15 protein-coding genes and 1 rRNA gene are annotated in these 15,556 nt (G+C 72.8%); 5 read left to right on the top strand and 11 right to left on the bottom strand.

Going from position 1 to position 15,556, the window contains the following annotated elements; genetic code table 11:
- The 4 genes from ACFV0O_RS14225 to ACFV0O_RS14240 form a co-directional block, all read right to left on the bottom strand.
- Positions 1-93, bottom strand: a 16S ribosomal RNA gene (locus ACFV0O_RS14225); the annotation flags it as partial.
- 425 nt (positions 94-518) lie between these two features.
- Positions 519-1,322 (bottom strand): DUF3710 domain-containing protein, encoded by an 804-nt coding sequence (locus tag ACFV0O_RS14230; protein WP_360258269.1) that lies wholly within the window; start codon positions 1,320-1,322, stop codon positions 519-521.
- 69 nt (positions 1,323-1,391) lie between these two features.
- Positions 1,392-1,859: a dUTP diphosphatase gene (dut, locus tag ACFV0O_RS14235; protein ID WP_350629222.1), complete on the bottom strand. Its 468-nt coding sequence runs from the start codon at positions 1,857-1,859 to the stop codon at positions 1,392-1,394.
- A complete protein-coding gene (locus tag ACFV0O_RS14240) occupies positions 1,856-2,434 on the bottom strand; it encodes a PaaI family thioesterase (protein ID WP_360258479.1) in 579 nt (192 codons plus the stop codon). The genes dut and ACFV0O_RS14240 overlap by 4 nt, the downstream gene beginning before the upstream one ends.
- Before the next feature lie 135 nt (positions 2,435-2,569).
- On the opposite strand from ACFV0O_RS14240, the gene ACFV0O_RS14245 reads away from it, so the two are divergent.
- The gene (locus ACFV0O_RS14245) at positions 2,570-3,019 is read left to right on the top strand and encodes a DUF3093 domain-containing protein (RefSeq protein ID WP_360258274.1); all 450 of its coding nucleotides are present in this window, start codon (positions 2,570-2,572) and stop codon (positions 3,017-3,019) included.
- Positions 3,020-3,261: 242 nt separating this feature from the next.
- On the opposite strand, the gene ACFV0O_RS14250 is transcribed toward ACFV0O_RS14245, so the two are convergent.
- The 4 genes from ACFV0O_RS14250 to ACFV0O_RS14265 form a co-directional block, all read right to left on the bottom strand.
- The gene (locus ACFV0O_RS14250) at positions 3,262-3,561 is read right to left on the bottom strand and encodes a DUF4193 domain-containing protein (RefSeq protein ID WP_030057692.1); all 300 of its coding nucleotides are present in this window, start codon (positions 3,559-3,561) and stop codon (positions 3,262-3,264) included.
- A 473-nt stretch (positions 3,562-4,034) separates the two neighbouring features.
- Complete coding sequence (locus ACFV0O_RS14255; RefSeq protein ID WP_380340942.1) at positions 4,035-5,033, bottom strand: acyl-ACP desaturase; 999 nt, start codon at positions 5,031-5,033, stop codon at positions 4,035-4,037.
- Between the two features lie 222 nt (positions 5,034-5,255).
- Positions 5,256-6,557, bottom strand: a complete 1,302-nt coding sequence (locus ACFV0O_RS14260; RefSeq protein ID WP_380340945.1) for a sensor histidine kinase — start codon at positions 6,555-6,557, stop codon at positions 5,256-5,258.
- 81 nt (positions 6,558-6,638) lie between these two features.
- Complete coding sequence (locus tag ACFV0O_RS14265; protein ID WP_097235981.1) at positions 6,639-7,292, bottom strand: response regulator transcription factor; 654 nt, start codon at positions 7,290-7,292, stop codon at positions 6,639-6,641.
- Positions 7,293-7,735: 443 nt separating this feature from the next.
- Here ACFV0O_RS14265 and ACFV0O_RS14270 point away from each other — a divergent pair, with 443 nt between their 5' ends.
- On the top strand, positions 7,736-7,921 hold the full coding sequence (locus ACFV0O_RS14270) for a hypothetical protein (RefSeq protein WP_030057688.1): 186 nt from the start codon (positions 7,736-7,738) through the stop codon (positions 7,919-7,921).
- 201 nt (positions 7,922-8,122) lie between these two features.
- On the opposite strand, the gene ACFV0O_RS14275 is transcribed toward ACFV0O_RS14270, so the two are convergent.
- Both ACFV0O_RS14275 and ACFV0O_RS14280 read right to left on the bottom strand, forming a co-directional pair.
- Positions 8,123-8,941, bottom strand: coding sequence for an inositol monophosphatase family protein (locus ACFV0O_RS14275; RefSeq protein ID WP_380340949.1), 819 nt, complete (start codon positions 8,939-8,941; stop codon positions 8,123-8,125).
- Positions 8,942-8,973: 32 nt separating this feature from the next.
- Positions 8,974-10,116: a ferrochelatase gene (locus ACFV0O_RS14280; protein ID WP_380340951.1), complete on the bottom strand. Its 1,143-nt coding sequence runs from the start codon at positions 10,114-10,116 to the stop codon at positions 8,974-8,976.
- A gap of 135 nt (positions 10,117-10,251) precedes the next feature.
- Here ACFV0O_RS14280 and ACFV0O_RS14285 point away from each other — a divergent pair, with 135 nt between their 5' ends.
- On the top strand, positions 10,252-11,520 hold the full coding sequence (locus ACFV0O_RS14285; protein WP_380340953.1) for an MFS transporter: 1,269 nt from the start codon (positions 10,252-10,254) through the stop codon (positions 11,518-11,520).
- Positions 11,521-11,623: 103 nt separating this feature from the next.
- Entirely contained in the window at positions 11,624-12,946 is a 1,323-nt protein-coding gene (locus ACFV0O_RS14290) for a D-arabinono-1,4-lactone oxidase (RefSeq protein WP_380340955.1), read from the top strand.
- A 19-nt stretch (positions 12,947-12,965) separates the two neighbouring features.
- Here ACFV0O_RS14290 and ACFV0O_RS14295 read toward each other — a convergent pair whose 3' ends face one another.
- Positions 12,966-13,859 carry a hypothetical protein gene (locus tag ACFV0O_RS14295; protein ID WP_380340958.1) on the bottom strand — a complete coding sequence of 298 codons (894 nt, stop codon included), beginning with the start codon at positions 13,857-13,859 and terminating at the stop codon, positions 12,966-12,968.
- Positions 13,860-14,376: 517 nt separating this feature from the next.
- Here ACFV0O_RS14295 and sepH point away from each other — a divergent pair.
- A complete protein-coding gene (sepH, locus tag ACFV0O_RS14300) occupies positions 14,377-15,456 on the top strand; it encodes a septation protein SepH (protein WP_380340961.1) in 1,080 nt (359 codons plus the stop codon).
- Positions 15,457-15,556: the final 100 nt, after the last annotated feature.

Raw genomic sequence — 15,556 nt, forward strand, 5'->3', positions numbered from 1 at the left:
ACTGATCCACCCCGAAGGGCTTCACCGTTCGACTTGCATGTGTTAAGCACGCCGCCAGCGTTCGTCCTGAGCCAGGATCAAACTCTCCGTGAATGTTTACCCGTGATCGGGTCGACACCCGCGTTGAGCGGCACGGCAACCACCGGAATAGGGCGGTCCCGCGCACTGCGTCCTCGCTAGTGTTTGTTTCAAAAGGAATCTCCAACCCCAGGAAATCCTGAGGCCGGGGATGTCAACATATCTGGCGTTGACTTTTGGCACGCTGTTGAGTTCTCAAGGAACGGACGCTTCCTTCGGACTGCCTTCCAGCAGGCCCTCCGGGCTTCGTTCTTTCGTGTTTCCAGCTTATCAGATGTTTTCCGCTCCGTTTTCCGGAGTTTCATTCATCGGATTTGCTTTCCGCTTTGCGCCCCGGTCTCCCGCGGCGACTCCGGAACTGTACGGGGACGGACCCGCCACATGCAAATCGCCCCTGCCCGGGCTCCCGGGCAGGGGCGATCAGGGCCGGTCACGACCGATCAGCGGACCTCGGTGATCTCCGGACCGCGCGCGAACGGATCGAGCGAGGTGCCGCCGAAACGGTTGTCGCCCTCGCCGGCGGTGGCGGCCGCCCCACCACCGTCGGCGACCATCTGGGCGTCCTCGGGAAGCTTCAGCACGATCGGGTCGCGGGGAGCCATCGGGGCCTCGCCGCGCACGACGACGGTCTGGCGGAAGACCTGCTCCAGGATCCCGGCCATCTCCGGCTGCACGGCGGCCTGGCCCGAGATCACACCGCGCAGGAACCAGCGCGGACCGTCACAGCCGACGAACCGCACCAGCTGGACACCCTGGGTGCCGTCCGGCAGCTGTACCGGGACCTGGGCGCGGAGGTGCCAGCCGAGCGGGCCCTCCTCCTCGTCGATGATGCCGCCCTGCGAGGTGATGCCGTTGGCGATCTCCTCGCGGACCTCTCCCCAGATGCCCTCGGACTTCGGGGCCGCGAAGGCCTGGAGCTGGATGGCGCTGTTGCCGAGCACGAGGGTGGCGGCCACGATCGCGTCACCGGCGACCTCGACGCGCAGCTCCATGCCCTCGACACCGGGGACCAGCAGACCCCCGAGGTCGACTCGCCCCTCCTCGGGGTTCTCCAGCTCCGAGTGGTCCCACGGACCGTCCGGCCGGGGGGCCGGCGGCAGGCCGACCCTGTCGGCCGGGTCCAGCTCGGTCACGTTCTCGCTCTCGGCGGAACCTTCGACGTCATCGGCCGTCTCGTCGGCGCTGATGGCGTCGTCGGCGAGCTGCTCGACAGCGTCCTCGCTCTTCTGGCGACGACGGAACACGGTCACTGTCCTTCCCGGTCCAAGACCGATGCGAATACCTGCTCGGCTTCCTGCGAGGCCGCGGGCATGCTAGACCGCGGCGTGGCCGCCGGTCGACCCGAACCCACCCTCGGCACGTGCCGACCCAGGCAGCTCCTCCACCTCGTGGAAGCGGGCCTTCTCGACCTGCTGGATGACCAGCTGGGCGATCCGGTCCCCTCGGCGGAAGCTGACCCCCTCGCGCGGGTCCAGATTGACGACGATCACCTTGATCTCTCCACGGTACCCGGCATCGACCGTCCCCGGGGCGTTCACGAGAGCAACTCCGCAACGAGCTGCCAGCCCGGAGCGGGGGTGGACGAAGGCCGCGTAGCCGTCCGGGAGCGCGATGGCGATGCCGGTGGGCAGGACGGCCCGCTCGCCGGGGGCCAGCTCGGCGTCGACGGTGGTCCGCAGGTCGGCGCCGGCGTCCCCGGGCTGCGCGTAGGCGGGCAGCGGCAGCTCGGGGTCGATGCGCTTGATCAGGACGTCCAGCTGCGGGCGGGGGGTGTCGCTCAAGGGTTCACCTCAAAGGCTCGTGCGCGCTTCATCAGATCCGGGTCGTCGAGGACCTTGTCGATGTCCTCGGCACGACCGTGCGTGGTGAAGTGTTCCAGCTTCACCTGGACGAAGAGCGCCTGCGCGCGCACGGCGACCGGTCCGTCCGGGCCGCCGATCCGTGCCTCGGCGGCGCTGTAGATCTTGCGGCCGTGGACGCCGGTGATCCGGGCGCGCACGTGCAGCACCGAGTCGACGGGCACCGGGGAGAGGAAGTCCGTCTCCAGCCGGCCGGTCACGGCCGGGGCGTGCAACAGCCAGTTGAGCGTGCCGAGGATCTCGTCCATGGCGGTGGTCAGCAGGCCGCCGTGGGCCAGGCCGGGACCGCCCTGGTGGACGTCCCGGACGGCGAACTCGGCCGTGACGTCGAGTCCTTCGCCGGCGACGGCGTCGATCCGCAGGCCGCCGGGGTGCTGCGGGCCGCAGCCGAAGCAGTGTTCGTAGTGGGAGCCGAGCCGGGTGCCGGGGGCCGGGGCCTCGGGGGCGCGCGGCGGCAGGACGGCGTCCGGCGGCGGGGTGGTCGGGGACGGCGGCATCGCGGGCGCCGGCCGGTCGGCGGGGGTGCTGGGGGCTGTCGTACCGGTCACGGGCCCCAACCCTACCCAGGGGTAGGTGGGCCCCCGGTGGGGGTGGCGTCCCGCGCCGGGCGTCAGGGCGCCCACAATGGGGGCATGTACGACGAACGCCTCACGGTGCCGCGCTCCTGGTGGCTGCTCCCGGCCGCGGTGGGCCTCACGCTCGCGCTGATCCTGATCCGGGTCAGCGGCCCGGCCGCGCTGGTCGGGCTGGTGGTCGGCGTGGCCGCCGGCGCGGTCGCGATCAGCAGCTACGGCTCGGCCCGGATCCGCGTGGTCCAGGGTTCGCTGGTGGCCGGACCGGCCCGGATCCCGGTGGACGCGCTCGGCACCGCCCGGGCGCTGAGCCCCGCCGAGGCGGTGGCCTGGCGCGGTCCGAAGGCCGATCCGCGCGCCTTCATGCTGCTGCGCAGCTACGTCCCGACGGCGCTGCGGGTCGAGGTGAGCGATCCGGCCGACCCGACGCCGTACCTCTACCTGTCGACCCGCTCGCCGATGAAGCTGGCGGAGGCGCTGGAGGAGGCCCGGCGCGGCGCCCGCACCTGAGCGGGCGGGCGGGGCCCGGAAGGGCCCGACGAGGACCTGGAAACGGAGAGGGACGGTTCCGCTGCTGCGGGACCGTCCCTACGACTTCGTGCGTGCCGACGCGTCGGCCGACTCCGTCCTGCCGGGTCCGTCCGACCGGACGGTTCCCGGAACTGCCGTCCGGCCCCGCTGCCCGGGGCCGGAAGGAGCGGTGTGCCGGTCCCGCGGGAGCCGCGGGCACCGGGCCGTGTCCGCCGCGGTGCTCAGGCGCCGCAGTCCCGGCAGATCGGGTTGCCGTTCTTCTCGCTGTACAGCTGGCTGCGGTGGTGGACCAGGAAGCAGCTCATGCAGGTGAACTCATCGGCCTGCTTGGGCAGCACCCGAACGGCCAGCTCCTCGTTCGAGAGGTCGGCGCCGGGGAGTTCCATGCCCTCGGCGGCGTCGAACTCGTCGACGTCGACGGAGCCGCCGCCCTTGTCGTTCCGCCGAGCCTTGAGCTCCTCGATGCTGTCTTCGTTGAGCTCGTCGTCGGTCTTGCGTGGGGTGTCGTAGTCGGTTGCCATTTTTCGCTCTCCCCCTCCGGGTTTGTGCGGTGTGTGCGGTATCTCCAGCGCACGTAACGCATGGGGGGTCGGTCTTGTGCCCGACCCGAGGCGGAGATTTTGCCTTACTTCAAGCCCTGTTACTCAATCGACACTCAGCGCGGCGTCCATCGGGGTGATCCTCGGGGCTGCCGAAGGCCTCACGCTGGGCCATCGCAACCCCTCTCCGGACCCGGCGGAGCGACCACGCACAGTGAGCAAGGGCGGCGCGGACACCCGTCGAATCCCTTGCCCATCAGGGATGCCGACCGATCCGGCGGATCCGGCTGAGGGCGAAATCCGGTCACGGACGGCGATCGACACCCCCGACCGGGTGATCACTCTCCGGGGTTGACCGAAACCGTGGAGCGACACGGTGTGAGCTTGGTCACGTTAAGAATCTTCCGGGGCAAACCACGGAAAATCCACCCACTCCGACCGCTCGCGGGAACGCCCTACTCGGCGCTCCGCCGGGCCGCCCGGCGGGCCAGCATCGCCGCCTGGCGCTCCTCGAACTTCCGCGCCTGCGAGTCCAGCCCGTCCAGGAAGACACCCAGCTCGTTCTGCGCCATCATCCCCTCCGGGCCCAGGCCGTCGATCTCCATCACCTTGAGGTGGCGCAGCACCGGCTGCAGCACGTCGTCGTGGTGGATGCGCAGGTTGTACACCCCGCCGATGGCGATCTGCGCGGCGGCGCGCTCGAAGCCGGGGATGCCGTGGCCGGGCATGCGGAAGTCGGTGACCACGTCGGCGATGGCCCGCATGGCCTGGTCGGGGGCGATCTCCAGGGCGGCCTTCAGCAGGTTCCGGTAGAAGACCATGTGCAGGTTCTCGTCGTTGGCGATCTTCGCCAGGAGCTGCTCGCAGAGCGGGTCGCCGGCGTACTTGCCGGTGTTGCGGTGCGCGATGCGGGTGGCGAGTTCCTGGAAGGCCACGTAGGCGACCGACTGCAGCATGCTGTGCGCGTTGTCGGACTCGAAGCCCTCGGACATGTGGCTCATCCGGGCCCGCTCCAGCTCCACCGGGTCGACGGCGCGGGTCGCGAGCAGGTAGTCACGGATGGCTATGCCGTGGCGGCCCTCCTCGGCCGTCCAGCGGTGCACCCAGGTGCCCCACGCGCCCTCGCGGCCGAACATGCTCGCGATCTCGTGGTGGTAGCTGGGGAGGTTGTCCTCGGTCAGCAGGTTCACCACCAGCGACACCCGGCCCAGCGCGGTCACCTGCGACTGGTCGAGCGCCCAGGCCTCGCCGCCCAGGACGCCGTCGAAGTCGCGGCCCCGGCTCCACGGGACGAACTCGTGCGGCATCCACTCCTTGGCGATGGCCAGGTGGCGGTTCAGCTCCTTCTCCACGACCTCTTCGAGCGCCAGGATGAGCCGCGCGTCGGTCCAGCCGCTCGATCCGAGCGAGGTGCTGCTCTGCACGGCACTGCTCTGCACAGGGGCGATGGTCACGGTCTTGCTCCTGGGGGACGGGCACGCGCTGGGACGGGCGCGTTGGGCGGGCACGCGTCGGGCGGGTCGTCGGCGGGCGTCGACGAGACCCACTTACGGTTGCGTAGGTTACGACACCGTAAGTTGCTCGGGCCGGAAAAGACAAGCCGCCCCCGCCAGGCCTTATGTCGTCTTGACGGGCCTGACGGGGGCGGCTTGTGCTGCGAACCCCTGCGGCTGGGGCTACCGCGAGGGGACGCGGACCCGCATGGTGAGGCCTCCCCCGGCGCGCGGGGTGGCCTCCACGCTGCCGCCGTGGGCGCGCACCACCGAACGGACGATGGACAGGCCGAGCCCGACCCCCTTGTCGCTGCGGGTGCGGTCGGCACCCTTGACCCGGCGGAACGGCTCGAAGATGTGTTCCAGCTCGTACCCGGGCACCACCGGGCCGGTGTTGGAGACCACCAGCTCGCCGCCGCCCGGCACCTCGGCCGTGGACAGTTCGACCCAGCCGCCCGGGGTGTTGTACCGGACGGCGTTCTGCAGCAGGTTGAGCGCGAGTCGCTCCAGCAGCACGCCGTTGCCCCCGACCACGGCCGGATCGAGCTTCGAGCGCAGCTCGACCTCGCGCTTGTCCGCCTCGGCCCTGGTCTGCTCCAGCGCCCGGGTGGCCACCTCGGACAGCTCCACCGGGCGGCGGTCGGTCAGCTCGTTCTCGCTGCGGGCGAGCAGCAGCAGGCCCTCGACCAGTTGCTCGCTGCGCTCGTTGGTGGCCAGCAGGGTCCTGCCCAGCTGCTGCAGATCGGCCGAGGTGGCCGGGTCGGAGAGCTGGACCTCCAGCAGGGTGCGGTTGATCGCCAGCGGGGTGCGCAGCTCGTGCGAGGCGTTGGCGACGAAACGGCGTTGGGAGTCGAAGGACCGGTCCAGCCGGTCCAGCATGTCGTCGAAGGTGTCGGCGAGCTCCTTGAGCTCGTCGTCCGGCCCGTCCAGCTCGATCCGGCGGTGCAGGTCGGAGGAGGCCACGTCGCGGGCGGTGCGGGTGATCCGGCCGAGCGGGCGCAGCACCCGGCCGGCCATCGCGTAGCCGGCCGCGAACGCGATCACGGACAGGCAGACGAGGGCGGTGAGCAGCTTGCGCAGCAGGGTGTTGAGCGCCTGGCTGGCCTGGTAGGCCTTGGTGTCGTTCAGCCACTGGTCGAGCGCGGTCTGGTTGGTGAGGGTGAGGCCGTCGGGGGTCCGCACGGAGATGCCCGGCCCGTTCAGCAACAGGTGCGGCTGGCCGACGTTCTGCAGGGCCTGCTGGACGAAGAAGTACATCACCAGCAGCAGCACCACGCCGGCCATCAGGAACATCCCGCCGTAGAGCAGGGTGAGCCGCATGCGGATGGTGGGGCGGAAGGGCAGCCAGGCGAGCATGCCGTCACCGGGGACGTAGGTCTGGTTCGACCGGGCCGAGCGCGGCGGGTGCACGGGCTTGGGCGGCACGGCGCGCGGGCCGCCGGCGGGCGCGCCGGAGGGCCCGCCGGCCGGGGGCGGGGTGGTCATGATCGTCCTCTCGGGGCGTCCGCCGGTGCGGGCGCGGGGTGGTGGGATCCGGGGCCGGGCCCCGCGGCGGGGATCCGGGGGTCAGATCCGGTAGCCGGAGCCCGGCACGGTGACGATGACCGGCGGGTCGCCGAGCTTGCGGCGCAGCGTCATCACGGTGACGCGGACGACGTTGGTGAACGGGTCGGTGTGCTCGTCCCAGGCCTTCTCCAGCAGCTGCTCGGCGGAGACGACGGCTCCGCCGGCCCGCATCAGCACCTCCAGGACGGCGAACTCCTTGGGGGCGAGCTGGACGGTGCGCCCGTCGCGGATCACCTCGCGCCGGCCGGGGTCGAGCGAGATGCCGGCCCGCTCCAGCACCGGGGGCAGCGGGACGGTCGCGCGGCGTCCCAGCGCCCGCACCCGGGCGACGAGTTCGCTGAAGGCGAACGGCTTCGGAAGGTAGTCGTCCGCGCCGATCTCCAGGCCCTCGACCCGATCGCTGATGTCGCCGGAGGCGGTCAGCATGATCACCCGGGTCGCCAGGCCCTGCTCGACCACCTTGCGACAGACGTCGTCGCCGTGGACCAGCGGGAGGTCACGGTCCAGGACCACCACGTCGTAGTCGTTGACCGCGATGCGCTGGAGCGCGGCCTCCCCGTCGTACACCACGTCGACGGCCATCGCCTCGCGGCGCAGGCCGGTCGCGACGGCCTCGGCAAGCAGCTGCTCGTCCTCGACGACGAGAACCCGCACGGTCGTTGTCCCTTCTCCAGGCCGGCCCCGGAAAGCGGACGCACGGCTCCGACGGTGGCTCCATCCTGCCTGGTCCTGCGGTAAAGCAGCGATAAGCTGCCCCTCGGGCAAGGGGTGCGGCTCCCCGGCGGTGACCGTTCGTGTCGGCACCAGTCCGGTTGGACTGTGACACGGGCAACTTTCTTCCGCCGGGAGGTTTCCCGGCCGCCCCCCGGGGGAGGACAGCTGCACACCCGCGATCTGGCTGTTGGCCGGTCGCACCCACCCGCCGTGCGTTCATCCGCGCCGGCCCTGGGGCTGGGACATCACCGGGAGCGGCCGAAAGCCGTCTCCGCGTCCTACCGGAGATCCACCACCGCCGGCCGGGACGCTTTCACCGGCTGGACCTTCCTCGGGGCGGAGAGCGCACGACCGTGCACGTCCGACACAGTAAGGGGGCCCGTATGGACGCCTTCAAGGCCGGAATCCTGCAGCGCATAGCCAACGCCGAGCAGGATCTGCACCGCGCGATCGAGGCCGGGGACGAGTTCCTCGCCGAGGTGGAGCAGTCCGAGCTGGACGACCTCCGCCGACTCGCCGCCGAACACGGCGTGGACACGGTGCTGGAGCGCCACCGCACCGCTGCCTGACCCGTTCGGCACCACCGACCCGTCGCCGGTACTCCGGCACCTGCGGCCCTGAGGGGGCCGTGCGAAACCCAGGCCCTGGCATCCCCCGTATGCCAGGGCTCTTCGCATGTCCGGGCTCTTCGCGGGTGCGGGCTCCTCGCGGGTGCCGGTGGGAGTGCTTCCGGTCGGCCGGCCGGGTCCGGCGGGCCCGGCCGGAACCGGTCAGTCCGCCCAGGCGCGCAGCGCGGCCAGGCGCTCCTGCAGCGGCTCGTACACGCCCGGGGCCGCGGCGACGGTCAGCTCGCCCTCCGGGCCGTGCCCGGGGCGGCCGCCGGTCAGGGCGCCGGCCTCGGCGGCGATCAGGCAGCCGGCCGCGCGGTCCCACGGGGCGAGGCCGCGCTCGTAGTAGCCGTCCAGCCGCCCGGCGGCGACATCGCAGAGGTCGACCGCGGCCGCCCCGCCCCGGCGGATGTCCCGCACCTCGGGCATCAGTGCCAGCAGCACCTCGGCCTGGCGCACCCGCACCGGCTGGACGTAGTTGAAGCCGGTGGCGATCAGCGCCTGGCCCCACGGCGGGGCCGGGCGGGTCGAGAGCGGCCGGCCGTTCAGCCGGGCGCCGCGACCCAGGACGGCGTGGAACAGCTCGTCGCGCGCCGGGGCGTACACCACTCCGACGACCGCCCGGCCGTCCACCTCGGCGGCCACGCTGACCGCCCAGGAGGGCAGTCCGTACAGGTAGTTGACCGTGCCGTCGAGCGGGTCCACGACCCAGCGGACCCCACTGGTGCCGGGCCGCTCGGCGCCCTCCTCGCCGAGGTAGCCGTCGGCCGGGCGGCGCCCGGTGATCAGCTCCAGCACGAGCTTCTCGGAGGCGAGGTCCATCTCGGTGACCACGTCGACCGGGCTGCTCTTGGTGCCGGCCACGCCGAGGTCGGCGGGGCGGCCGTCGCGCAGCAGGGCGCCGGCCTGCCGGGCCGCGTCCAGGGCGACGTCCAGCAGGTCGTCGAGGAGCCGGTCGTCGGGCTGGGCGGGGGCGGTCACGGGATTCTCCTCCGGAGCGGCGGGACGGGCGGTCAGCGCTCGGCGACGGCCGGGCGGGGGGCGCGCGGGTTGGGGCAGCAGGCGACCGGGCAGACGTCGTGGCCGGGGCCGAGCGCGCCGAGTGCGCAGCGGGTCACGTCCTCGCCGCGCTCGGTGGCGGCCCGCTCCAGGACCAGCTCGCGGACGGCGGCGGTGAACCGGGGGTCGGCACCGACGGTCGCGGCGCGGGCCACCGGCAGGCCGAGTTCGGCGGCCTTGGCGACGGCCTCGGTGTCGAGGTCGTACTTGACCTCCATGTGGTCGGAGACGAAGCCGATCGGGACCATCACCACGGCGGGCGCGCCCTCGGCGTGCTGGGCCTCCAGGTGGTCGCAGATGTCCGGCTCCAGCCACGGCGTGTGCGGGGCCCCGCTGCGGCTCTGGAACACCAGCTCCCAGGGCCGGTCGGCGACGCCGGTGCGTTCGGCGACGGCCGCGACGACCAGCCGGGCCACGTCCAGGTGCTGGGCGACGTAGGCGCCGCCCGGCGTGCCGCGGGCCGGGTCGTCCGGGGCTCCGGAGGTCTCGGCCATGGTGTCCGGGACGGAGTGGGTGGTGAACGCCAGCCGGGCGCCGTTCCGGACGGCCTCGGGCAGCTCCGCCAGCGCGGCCAGGGTGGCGTCGATCATCGGCTCGACGAAGCCGGGGTGGTTGTGGAAGTGCCGCAGCTTGTCGACCCGCAGCGCGGGGACGCCCTCCTCGGCCAGGGCGGCGAGCGCGTCGGCGAGGTTCTCCCGGTACTGGCGGCAGCCCGAGTACCCGGCGTAGGCGCTGGTGGCGAGCACGGCGATCCGCCGGTGGCCGTCGCCGGCCAGCTCCCGCAGGGCGTCCACCAGGTAGGGCGCCCAGTTCCGGTTGCCCCAGTAGACCGGCAGGTCCAGACCGTGCTCGGCGAAGTCCTTGCGCAGCGCGGCGAGCAGCTCACGGTTCTGCTCGTTGATCGGACTGACCCCGCCGAACATGAAGTAGTGCTTGCCCACCTCCTTCAGCCGCTCCGTGGGGATGCCGCGGCTCCGGGTGACGTTCTCCAGGAACGGGACGACCTCCTCGGGGGCCTCGGGGCCGCCGAAGGAGAGGAGCAGCAGGGCGTCGTACGGAGCGGCGCCGGAGGGGGAGGGTTTGCGCGCGTCGGACATGGAACCGATCCTGCCACTGAGGGGCCGGGCGCCGCCGCCGGGGCCGCGCTGGTGTCCGGAAAATACCGTTTGCCAACGTACGTAAGCTGTGTACGCCAGCCTCGTTCCTTACCCCACCCCCGACCCGGAGCTCCCGTGCTGTCCAGCTACCGCCGGATATTCGCCTCCCCCGGCACTCTGGCCTTCTCCACCACCGGTTTCGTCTCCCGACTGCCGATCTCCATGACCGGCATCGGCATCGTGACCATGCTCTCCCAGCTGAGGGGCTCGTACGGTGTCGCCGGCCTGGTCTCGGCCGCCCTCGCGATCTCCGCCGCCGTCCTGGGCCCGCAGGTCTCCCGGCTGGTGGACCGGCACGGGCAGCGCCGGATCGTCGTCCCGGCGATGGCGATCACCGTCGTCGCCGTCGTCGGCCTGCTCCTCTGCGCCCGGTTCGAGGCGCCGGACTGGACGCTGTTCGTCTTCGCGGCCGGCATGGGCGTGATGCCGAGCACCGGCGCGATGGTCCGCGCCCGCTGGGCCCACCTCTACCGCGACGACGCCCCCAAGCTGCACACCGCGTACTCCTTCGAGGCCGTCGTCGACGAGATCTGCTTCATCGTCGGCCCGATCCTCTCCATCGGACTGGCCACCTCCGTCTTCCCCGAGGCCGGCGTACTGCTCGCCGGCGTCTTCCTCGCCGTCGGCGTGCTGCTGTTCGCCGGGCAGCGCTCCACCGAGCCGCCGGTCCACCCGGTCGCCCGGCACGAGGGCCGCTCGGTCATCCTCAACCGCGGCCTGCAGGTGCTGATCCTGACCTTCGTCGCCACCGGCGCGATCTTCGGCTCGGTCGAGGTCGTCACCGTCGCCTACTCCCAGGCCCAGGGCCACAAGTCGGTCTCCAGCGTGATCCTCGCCCTGTGGGCGCTCGGCTCCTGCCTGGCCGGCGTGGTGTACGGCACCCTCAAGCTCTCCGGGTCGATGGCCGCGCGGTTCTTCCTCGGCGTCCTGTTCATGGCGCTCAGCATGGTGCCGCTGCTGCTGGTCGCCCACGCGGTGCACGGCATCGGCGGGCTGGCCGCGGTCGGCAGCGCGCTGCTGATCGCGGGCATCGCCATCTCCCCGACCCTGATCACCGCGATGGCGCTGGTCGAGCGGCTCGTCCCGGCCTCCCAGCTGACCGAGGGCATGACCTGGACGACGACCGGCCTCGCCATCGGCGTCGCGGCCGGCTCCTCCGCCGGCGGCTGGCTGGTGGACGCCCGCGGCGCCGCCGCGGGCTACTGGGTCCCGCTGGCCGCCGGCGTCCTCGGCGTGGCCGCCGCCCTCGCCGGCCTCGGCCGGCTGCGGGCCGGACTCACCGCCGACCAGGACCCGGAGGCCCCCGCCGAACCGGTCGGACGACCCGTAGACGCCGAACGGTGAACTGACTAATCTCTCGCCCTACCCGTGGCCCTACCCATGGGTAGGGCGGCCGCGCCGCCCCGGACCGCGCCGACCCCGGTGCCACGGAGCAGGAGGCAGCACGATGCCCCAGGCCAGTACCGCGACCCGCACCCGGTGGACCAACTGGGCCGGGAACCAGAGCTCCCGGCCCACCCGGACCGCCACCCCCGGCACCGCGGAGGAACTGGCCAAGGAGATCCTGCGCGCCGCCGACCGGGGCCGCACCGTCAAGGCCGTCGGCTCCGGCCACTCCTTCACCTCGATCGCCTCCGCCGGCGACGGCGTCCAGATCCGCCCGCACGCGCTCACCGCCGTCCGCGAGATCGACCGCGAGGCAGGCACCGTCACCGTCGAGTCCGGCCTCCCGCTGCGCCGCCTCAACCGGGTCCTGGCCGCCGAGGGACTCTCCCTCACCAACATGGGCGACATCGAGGTGCAGACCGTCGCCGGCGCCACCAGCACCGGCACCCACGGCACCGGCCGCGACTCCGGCTCACTCGCCGCCCAGATCCGCGCCCTGGAGATCGTCCTCGCCGACGGCACGGTCGAGCGCTGCTCCCCCACCGAGAACCCCCGGCTCTTCCAGGGCGCCCGGCTCGGCCTCGGCGCCCTCGGCGTGATCACCACCCTCACCTTCGGCGTCGAACCGGCCTTCCTGCTCACCGCGCACGAGCAGCCGATGGCCTTCGACGAGGTGCTGGAGCGCCTCGACGACCTCACCGCCGTCAACGAGCACTTCGAGTTCTACTGGTTCCCGCACACCGACCGCTGCGCCACCAAGCGCAACAACCGCAGCCAGGGCCCGGCCGCCCCGCTGCCCCGGTTCAAGGAGTGGCTGGAGGACGACTTCCTCTCCAACACCGTCTGGGAGGGCGCCTGCCGGGTCGGCCGGCGCTTCCCCGGCTCGATCCCCTCGATCGCCGCGCTGGCCAGCCGCGCCTGGTCCGACCGCAGTTACACCGACACCGCGCACCGGGTGTTCACCAGCCCGCGCAAGGTCCGCTTCGTGGAGATGGAGTACGCGGTGCCGCGCGCGGCCGTCGGCGAGGTGCTGCGCGAGTTGAAGGCCCTCGTCGAACGCTCCGACTGGAAGGTCAGCTTCCCCGTCGAGGTCCGCTTCGCCCCCGCCGACGACCTCTGGCTCTCCACGGCCTCCGGCCGGGACAGCGCCTACATCGCCGTCCACCTCTACCGCGGCACCGCCGACCAGGGCTACTTCACCGGCGTCGAGAAGCTGATGACCGCCCATCAGGGCCGCCCGCACTGGGGCAAGCTGCACACCCGCGACGCCGAGTACCTGGCCGGCGTCTACCCGCACTTCGGCGACTTCACCGCCCTGCGCGACGAGGTCGACCCGCAGCGGGTCTTCGGCAACGACTACCTGCGCCGGGTGCTGGGCGCCTAGGGTGCCCCCGCGCCGCCGCCTACGGGGCCTGGTCCACCGGGGCCCGGGTCCCGGCGGCCGACGGCGGGGCCACCGTCGGCCGCGCCGACCCGTCGCCGGTCGCGGGCGGCTGCGAGGGGGTCTCGCCGGTGGGCTTCCCCCCGCCCGCCGACGGGGAAGCGCCGGCCGACGGGGCCGCGCTCGCGCCCGCCGAGGGCGAAGCCGTGCCCGCGCCGCTGCCCGGGGTGCCGCTCGGCTCCCGGCTCGGCCGCGCGGTCGCCGGGGACGAGGCCGCGCCGGAGGGCGTGGCCCCGGAACCGTGCGTGCCGCCCGGCTCTCGGCGCTCCGCGGGCGCGTCCTGCGGTTGCGAGGACCTGGGCGCCACCGAGCCGCCGAAGGACGTGCCGTTGCCGGACTCGCCCTTGACCGTCGCCGACACCGGCTGCCCGGTGGCCAGTTCGAAGGCCACGATCGGCGTCATCGCCAGGACGAACACCAGCCCGGACACCACCGCGTAGGTCTTCCACGTCCACCGCCGTCGCGCCCGCGCCACCTGCGGCTCGTTCCACTCCGCGGTGATCACCGGTGCACCCGCCGCCCGCTCGGGCCCGTCGGGCCGGCCGCCCCCTCCGGGCCGCCCGGACTCCACCGGCACCTGGCGCAGCGCGTTCGCGGTCCGGTTCGGCCCGCGGTCCACCGCCCCGCGCAACTGTTCGCCGGTCCGCTTGAAGGCGTGCTGGAGCACCGCGCCGCCGGTGGTGGCCCCGATGCTGACCACCGCGGCGCCCATGATGGTTCCGTACACGCCCAGTTCGGAGGCCAGCAGCGCGCCGACCACGGCGGCCAGGGCGCTCGCGACGACCTGAGCCACACTCAGATCGATCCGCTTGCGCTCCTCCTTCCCGCCCTCCTCGACGGGGCTCCGCTCCGGCATCGACATCCCTCGGTCCGTACGACTGTTTCTCGAACAAGCCACTCCATCTTGCCCAAAGAAGGACACAAGGGACGAAAATGCGGTTCTGCACGCCCGGATTGTGTGAAGATGATCACCGTCCATCCGCCCGTGGTCCGCCATTGCGGGGGCGCGCTCTTGAGATTCCCGTGAATCGCGGGAGACTTGAGCGGCGAGCCGCCCCTTCGGATGCCACGAATGGAGTACTGTTCGTAAAGCCTGAGCCTTGGGTCGACTTGTCGACTGCGCCCACACCGGTAGCTTGACGAAGAGCCACGGAACAGGCACGCACGGCGACGCCCGTCCCGGATCGTCGCGATCACTGCGCGTGCGAGGACGGCCGGGACACCCAGGCGCGACGTCGACGGATGGCGTGGCAAAAAGGCAACCGTGCCACAGCGGCGTGCCCGGGCCTAAGCCCGACACGCCGGGGAACTCAGCAAGGTTGTGGCCAGTCGCGAGTGGGCAGGCCACACTCAGTACGGGAGCAGCGACGCAGGTGACGTCGGCAGGCACCACCCGGGAGGTAACCGTGCCCGAACTGCGGGTTGTGGCCGTCAGCAACGACGGCACACGGCTGGTGCTCAAGGCTGCCGACAGCACGGAGTACACCCTCCCCATCGACGAGCGGCTGCGCGCCGCCATCCGCGGCGACCGGCCGCGCCTCGGCCAGATCGAGATCGAGGTCGAGAGCCATCTGCGGCCCCGGGACATCCAGGCCCGGATACGAGCCGGTGCCTCCGCCGAGGAGGTCGCCCAGGCCGCCGGGATCTCCGTCGACCGCGTCCGCCGCTTCGAGGGCCCGGTCCTCGCCGAGCGCGCCTTCATGGCCGAGCGCGCCCGCAAGACCGCCATCCGCCGCAACGGCGAGTCCACCGGCCCGCAGCTCGGCGAGGCCGTCTCCGAGCGCCTCGCGCTGCGCGGCGCCGAGAAGGACACCGAGCGCTGGGACTCCTGGCGCCGCGACGACGGCACCTGGGAGGTCATCCTCTCCTACCGGGCCGACGGCGAGGGCCGCAGTGCCTCGTGGACGTACGACCCGCCCCGGCGCCTGGTCCAGCCCAACGACGACGAGGCCCGCGCGCTGATCGGCGAGAACGTCGAGCGCGAGGAGGAGTCGGTCTTCCCGTTCATCCCGCGGATCGCCCGGCTCCCCCAGGACCGGCCGCCCCGCCCGATGATCGACCGGCCCTCGGCCGACCGCATCATGTCGGCCCGCGAGGTCCGCGAGTCGCGGGAGGCCACCGCCGAGTCCAGGGACTCGCTGACCAGCCTGCTCGACGTGGTCCCCGCCTTCCGCGGCGACCTCGCCGTCGGCAGCCCCACCCCGATCGAGCCGGTGCCCGCCGAGGTCGCCGAGGAGACCGAGGAGCCGGCTGCGGCCGCCGCCCCGGCGGTCGGCGCGGGCTCGGCCTACGCCGACATCCTGATGCCGCGCGCCGTCGCACCGCACCGCGAGCGCCTCGTCGGCACCACCGACCGGCAGGCCGAGGCGGACGGCGTCCGGCCCGGGCGCCGGGCCACCGTGCCCAGCTGGGACGAGATCGTCTTCGGCAGCCGGCGCAAGAAGCAGGAGTAACAGCGGCCCGGGGGGGGGGGGGGCGGGGCGCCCCCCCCCCCCCCGGGCCCCCCCCCCCCCCCCCCCGCCCCCGGCCCCCCCCCCCCGCGCCCCCCCCGCG

This window comes from Kitasatospora sp. NPDC059577 (assembly GCF_042735475.1).
In the GTDB taxonomy this organism is placed as follows: Bacteria; Actinomycetota; Actinomycetes; order Streptomycetales; family Streptomycetaceae; genus Kitasatospora.